Origin of the sequence: Methyloceanibacter marginalis, from assembly GCF_001723295.1 — a bacterium.
Lineage (GTDB): Bacteria > Pseudomonadota > Alphaproteobacteria > Rhizobiales > Methyloligellaceae > Methyloceanibacter > Methyloceanibacter marginalis.
The window spans coordinates 1-5,328 of record NZ_LPWD01000068.1 but is presented as its reverse complement, the minus strand read 5'-3'; the positions used below and the strand labels follow the sequence as shown (position 1 = coordinate 5,328).

Sequence of the window (5,328 nt, the reverse complement as noted above, 5' to 3'; positions counted from 1 at the left end):
GTCAAGCGAACCCGGACTACTGCGCTGTCCTGCGCCAAGACGGCTCATGAGGCCGCGCGCGCTGGGTGGTGTTGTGCGACACCAATGGCGGCACGCTCCCGGAGGAAGCGAGGCGATCGTTGCGGCCGTGGTCGAACAGATTCCCGGCGACCATGTCGGAATTCACTTCCATAACGATACGGACAACGGCGTGGCGAATTCGCTCGCAGGCGTGCGGGCCGGCGCGCGGCAAATCCAAGGCACGCTGAATGGATTGGGCGAGCGCTGCGGCAACGCCAACCTGACCTCGATCATCCCCACGCTGATGCTCAAGTCCGACTACGCGGAGCGCTACGAGACGAAGGTCACGCCGGAGAAGCTGGCGACCTTGACCCATGCCTCGCGCGTTCTCGACGAGGTGCTCAATCGCGCGCCGAACCGGCATGCGCCTTATGTGGGCGAGTCCGCCTTCGCCCATAAAGGCGGCATCCACGTCTCCGCCGTGCAGAAGGACCCGCGCACTTACGAGCATGTGCCGCCGGAGTCGGTCGGCAATGTGCGCAAGCTTTTAGTGTCTGACCAGGGCGGCCGCTCCAACATCCTGGCGCAGCTGGACCGCATCGGCATCTCCGTGCCGAAAGACGATCCGCGCGTCGGCCGTCTGCTCGACGTGGTGAAGGAGCACGAGGCGGTCGGCTATGCCTACGAGGCGGCGGAAGCCTCCTTCGAGCTTCTGGCGCGGCGCATGCTCGGCAACGTCCCGCAATTCTTCGACGTGGAGTCCTTCCGCGTATGGTGGAGCGGCGGCACAATGCGGTTGGCAACCTGGTCACGATCTCGGAAGCCACGGTCAAAGCGCGCGTCAACGGTGATACGGTGATGTCGGTGGGCGAGGGCAACGGTCCGGTGAACGCGCTCGACAACGCGCTGCGCAAGGACCTCGGCCCGTATCAGAGCTATATCGATGACCTGGAGCTCGTGGACTACAAGGTCCGCATCCTCACCGGCGGCACGGATGCGGTAACCCGCGTCTTGATCGAGAGCCGCGACGGCGAGGGGCGGCGCTGGTTCACCGTCGGCGTGTCGCCGAATATCGTGGACGCTTCGTTCGAGGCGCTCCTCGACTCGATCAACTACAAGCTGATCCGCGACGCGCGCCCGCGCCTTGAGGTGAGGTCATGGCCGACGCGAAGACCGAGAGAAGCGCTGGCTGCGCGTGCGGCCGCCTGACCGTCAAGACGACCGGCGAGCCCGTCGACGTCTATTTGTGCAGCTGTTTGAAGTGCCAGCGGGGTACCGGCAGCGCTTTCTCCTATGCGGCGCTCTTTGCCGACTCCGCGGTGACGATCGCCGGCGACAGACGGCACTATGCGGACCGGGGCGATTCCGGGCGGGCGATCGACAGCTCCTTCTGTCCGACGTGCGGGACCGCCGTAGCGTTCCGTGCCGAAGGCTTGCCAGGGGTGATAGGCGTGCCGGTCGGCTGCTTCGCCGACCCCAATTTCGCCAAACCGTCCAAACTGTTCTGGGCGTCACGGCGCCATCGCTGGCTCGATCTGCCGGCGGACATCGCGAAGATCGATACGCAGTAGCTCAGAATTTCGCGGCGATCTCCGCTTCCGCTTGCGCCTCAGCCGCGCTCGGCGTGACCTCGAGCGCGCGCTCGATGGCCGGCAGGATGTCGCCGACGCTCTCCGCCACGGTCATCTTGAGTTCGAAGCCGCTCCGGATAAAGCCTTGGCCGGTCATCTTGTCGAATAGCTCGAGCAGCGGGTCCCAGAACCCGTCGATATTGGCGAGCACGATCGGCTTCTTATGCCGCCCGAGCTGTGTCCAGGTGAGCTGCTCGACGAATTCCTCCAGGGTCCCGATCCCGCCCGGCAGGGCCACGAAGGCGTCGGATCTCTCAAACATCAGATGTTTGCGCTGATGCATGTCGTCCACCACGATCAGTTCCTGCGCCTCGATCAGCATGTGCTCCCGCGCGGAGAGGAAGCCGGGAATGATGCCCGTGACGTGGCCGCCGTGGGCGAGGACCGCGCGAGCCACAATGCCCATCAGCCCGAGATCGCCGCCGCCATAGACGAGACCGACGCCCGCCGTGGCGAGGGTCTTCCCGAGCGCGCGCGCGGCCTCGGCAAAGGCGGGATTTTGTCCGGCGCCGGAGCCGCAATAGACGCAGACAGTTCGAAGAGTTGGTCGAGCCTTGCTCATGGGGTCATCTGCCACCGGGCCTCTATGGGCGTCAAGCAACCCTGTTTGGCGAACGGTCTGGAAGCCGGCCAAGCGATCCGTTAGGGTCCGGCCAACGCCGCTGGAGGCGCGTTCCGCGAACATCCGGCGGCATCAGAGATGAAGCGTTCTTAGGAGTACCCAAATGATTGGTAGCAAGCTGACGGCCTGGGCGGCCGCCCTCGCAGTTATTCTCGGCGTGGCTTATGTCACGCCTGCCATAACCGCAGAGGGTGATGCGCCGGATGCGGATGTGGTCGGCGAGGCGTCCTCGCCGTCGCCGAAATCCCCGATCAAGGTCGGCGTCGTCGATTACCAGAAGGCCGATGAAGGCCCGGGCACTTTCAAGCTGTCCGGGACCGCCATCGCCGGCAAGACGGTCTACATCTATCTCGACGAGAAGCCCATCGCGCAGGTCATGGCGGCCGAGGGCGATGGTGCGTGGAGCGCCGAGGAGAAGGTCGAGATCGACGACAAGGTGCATGTGGTTCGCGTTGAGCAACTCGACGAGACGACGAACATGATGGCCGCCCGCGCCGAGTTCCGCATCTCGCTGTCACCGCCGAGCCCAGAGGACTTGGCGGCGCCGCCCCCCGGCGTCGAGTAGGGGGATCGGCCCCGGCCCGGCTTGGCGCGGGGTCTGCGGAGGACTATATCGGGAAGATGAAGGGGCAGCCGTTCTCGCTGCCCCTTTTGCCGGGCGCCATAACGCGCTGATAGAAAAGTCCTTTCATGCAAGACCGACTGCCGCAATCGACGAGCGACGCCCTGCTTCACGGCCGGGCCGGGCAGCTTGCCGTCTTGCGGGAGCTGATTCCCTATGTCTGGCCCAAAGGCCGGCGGGACTTGCATGCGCGCGTGATCGTGGCCTTCGCCGCGCTGGTGATCGCCAAGGTCATCACCTTGGCGGTGCCGATCGCCTACAAAAACGTGGTGGACTATCTCACCGGAGAAGCCACGACCGGCGCGGCCCCCGGCGTCGGGTTCCTCGGTCTGGCGATCGTTCCGGCGATGCTCATCGTCGCCTACGGGGTGGGGCGCATCCTGATGGTGCTGTTCGCGCAAGTGCGCGACGTGATTTTCACCGTCGTCTCCCAGAACGCGGTGCGACGGCTCGCCAACCGCACCTTCCGGCACCTCCATAGACTCTCCTTGCGCTTTCACCTGGAGCGCCGCACGGGCGGACTGAACCGGGTGATCGAGCGCGGCATCTCCGGCGTCGATACGATCATGCGCATGGCCGTGCTGAACTCGATCCCAACCGCCGTCGAGCTCGTGATGATCGGCGGCCTGGTCGCCTGGTATTTCGGTTGGATCTACGTGGTCGTCGTGTTCGTCACCGTGGCGGCCTATGTCGTGTTCACGTTCTTCGCGTCCGAGAAGCGCCTCGCCATTCGCCGCGACATGAATGAAAGCGACACCGAGGCGCACTCCAAGGCGACGGATAGTCTGCTCAATTTCGAGACCGTAAAATATTTCGGCAACGAGGAGTTGGAGGCGCGGCGTTTCGATTCCTCCATGGCGCGTTACGAGAAGGCCGCCATTCGCACCTATACGACGCTCGGCGTTCTGAACTCCGGCCAAGCAATTATTTTCAGCATCGGCATGGTCGTGTGCATGCTGCTCGCGGCGCGCGACGTCTCGCTCGGGGTGTTGACGGTCGGCGACTTCGTCATGATCAACGCCATTCTCATTCAGCTCTATATGCCGTTGAACTTCATGGGCATGGTCTATCGCGAGATTAAACAGGGGCTGATCGACATGGAGACCATGTTCGCCCTGCTGCACGAGCCCGCCGAGATCGCGGACCATCCGGGCGCGAAGCCGCTTCGGGTCGAGAACGGCGTGGTCAAGTTCGAGAATGTCTCCTTTGCTTACGAACCTGGGCGGCCAATCCTCAAAGATGTGAGCTTCGAGGTGCCCGCGGGCAAGATGGTGGCAATTGTCGGCGCCTCGGGCGCGGGCAAATCCACGATCTCGCGCCTCCTGTTCCGCTTCTACGAGTTGACCCAGGGCAAGATCACGATCGACGGCCAGAACATCAAGGACGTGACCCAAGCCTCGTTGCGCGCGGCGATCGGCATGGTCCCGCAGGACACGGTGCTATTCAACGACACGATCGAATACAACATCCGCTATGGCCGCCCCGACGCCACTCCGGCGGAAGTGCGCGAGGCGGCGCGGCTCGCCCAGATCCACGATTTCGTTATTTCCCTGCCGCAAGGCTATGACTCTTTGGTCGGCGAGCGGGGCCTCAAGCTCTCCGGCGGCGAGAAGCAGCGCGTGGCCATCGCCCGCACCATCCTGAAGTCACCGCCGATCCTGATGCTGGACGAGGCGACCTCGGCGCTCGACAGCCATACGGAGCAGGAGATCCAGGATGCTCTGGAGCGTGTCGCGCGCGAGCGTACGAGCCTGGTCATTGCGCACCGGCTCTCTACCGTGGTTCATGCCGACAACATCATCGTGCTCGACGAGGGGGCAATCGTGGAGCAGGGCACCCATGCCGAGCTTCTCGACAAAGGCGGGCTCTATGCCAGTCTGTGGGCGCGCCAGCGCGAGGCCGACGAGGCGCGCGAACGTTTGGCGCATGCGCTCGAAGAAGACGATATTCACGACTCCCGCGCGGCCGAGCGCCTGGAGGACGAGGCACTCGCCTCGAATTGACCAGAGAAGCTTAGGAGCACCATGAACGACCGGCATAGTCTGCTCGATACGATTACCAACGCCTTCGTACCGATCCATCGCGACGGCTACAAATTCGTAGGCATTGCGGCGATCGCCGCATTGGTCCTGCTTCTATTTGCACCGGTGCTCGGCTGGATCGCCGTGCTGCTCACCGCCGCAATCGCCTATTTCTTTCGCGACCCCGAGCGGGTCACACCCGACCGGCCGGGACTGATCGTCAGTTCCGCCGACGGCAAGGTCGCTGCGGTGATCGAGGGCGTGACCGCCCCGCGCGAGCTGGCGCTCGGCACCACGATTTTGACGCGGGTCTCCGTGTTCTTGTCCGTACTCGACGTGCACATCGTGCGTGCGCCTGTCGGTGGCAGGATCATCCACAGCGCCTACGTCCCTGGCGCCTTTCTCAATGCCGAGCTCGACAAGGCGAGCGAG

At 64.2% G+C, this 5,328-nt stretch carries 5 protein-coding genes and 1 pseudogene; 5 read left to right on the top strand and 1 reads right to left on the bottom strand.

Going from position 1 to position 5,328, the window contains the following annotated elements:
• Together cimA and AUC71_RS03320 are read left to right on the top strand one after the other, a co-directional pair.
• Window positions 1-1,209 (top strand): annotated as a pseudogene (cimA, locus tag AUC71_RS03325) (citramalate synthase); the annotation flags it as partial.
• A complete protein-coding gene (locus AUC71_RS03320; RefSeq protein ID WP_069623131.1) occupies window positions 1,158-1,571 on the top strand; it encodes a GFA family protein in 414 nt (137 codons plus the stop codon). The pseudogene cimA and the gene AUC71_RS03320, both read left to right, overlap by 52 nt.
• A gap of 1 nt (window position 1,572) precedes the next feature.
• Here the strand turns inward: AUC71_RS03320 and AUC71_RS03315 are convergent, their stop codons facing one another.
• Window positions 1,573-2,193 carry an LOG family protein gene (locus tag AUC71_RS03315; RefSeq protein WP_069623130.1) on the bottom strand — a complete coding sequence of 207 codons (621 nt, stop codon included), beginning with the start codon at window positions 2,191-2,193 and terminating at the stop codon, window positions 1,573-1,575.
• Window positions 2,194-2,356: 163 nt separating this feature from the next.
• On the opposite strand from AUC71_RS03315, the gene AUC71_RS03310 reads away from it, so the two are divergent.
• The 3 genes from AUC71_RS03310 to AUC71_RS03300 all read left to right on the top strand — a co-directional run.
• Window positions 2,357-2,818, top strand: coding sequence for a hypothetical protein (locus AUC71_RS03310; protein ID WP_069623129.1), 462 nt, complete (start codon window positions 2,357-2,359; stop codon window positions 2,816-2,818).
• Between the two features lie 125 nt (window positions 2,819-2,943).
• Window positions 2,944-4,878 (top strand): ABCB family ABC transporter ATP-binding protein/permease, encoded by a 1,935-nt coding sequence (locus AUC71_RS03305; RefSeq protein ID WP_083238038.1) that lies wholly within the window; start codon window positions 2,944-2,946, stop codon window positions 4,876-4,878.
• A gap of 21 nt (window positions 4,879-4,899) precedes the next feature.
• Window positions 4,900-5,328 (top strand): phosphatidylserine decarboxylase (locus tag AUC71_RS03300; protein ID WP_193427008.1); only part of this gene is annotated, 429 nt, incomplete at its 3' end.

Excerpts from the sequence above, each read along its gene's own strand:
- AUC71_RS03320 (WP_069623131.1), top strand. The coding sequence starts at position 1,158 with ATGGCCGACGCGAAGACCGAGAGAAGCGCTGGCTGCGCGTGCGGCCGC.
- AUC71_RS03315 (WP_069623130.1), bottom strand. The coding sequence starts at position 2,193 with ATGAGCAAGGCTCGACCAACTCTTCGAACTGTCTGCGTCTATTGCGGC.
- AUC71_RS03310 (WP_069623129.1), top strand. The coding sequence starts at position 2,357 with ATGATTGGTAGCAAGCTGACGGCCTGGGCGGCCGCCCTCGCAGTTATT.
- AUC71_RS03305 (WP_083238038.1), top strand. The coding sequence starts at position 2,944 with ATGCAAGACCGACTGCCGCAATCGACGAGCGACGCCCTGCTTCACGGC.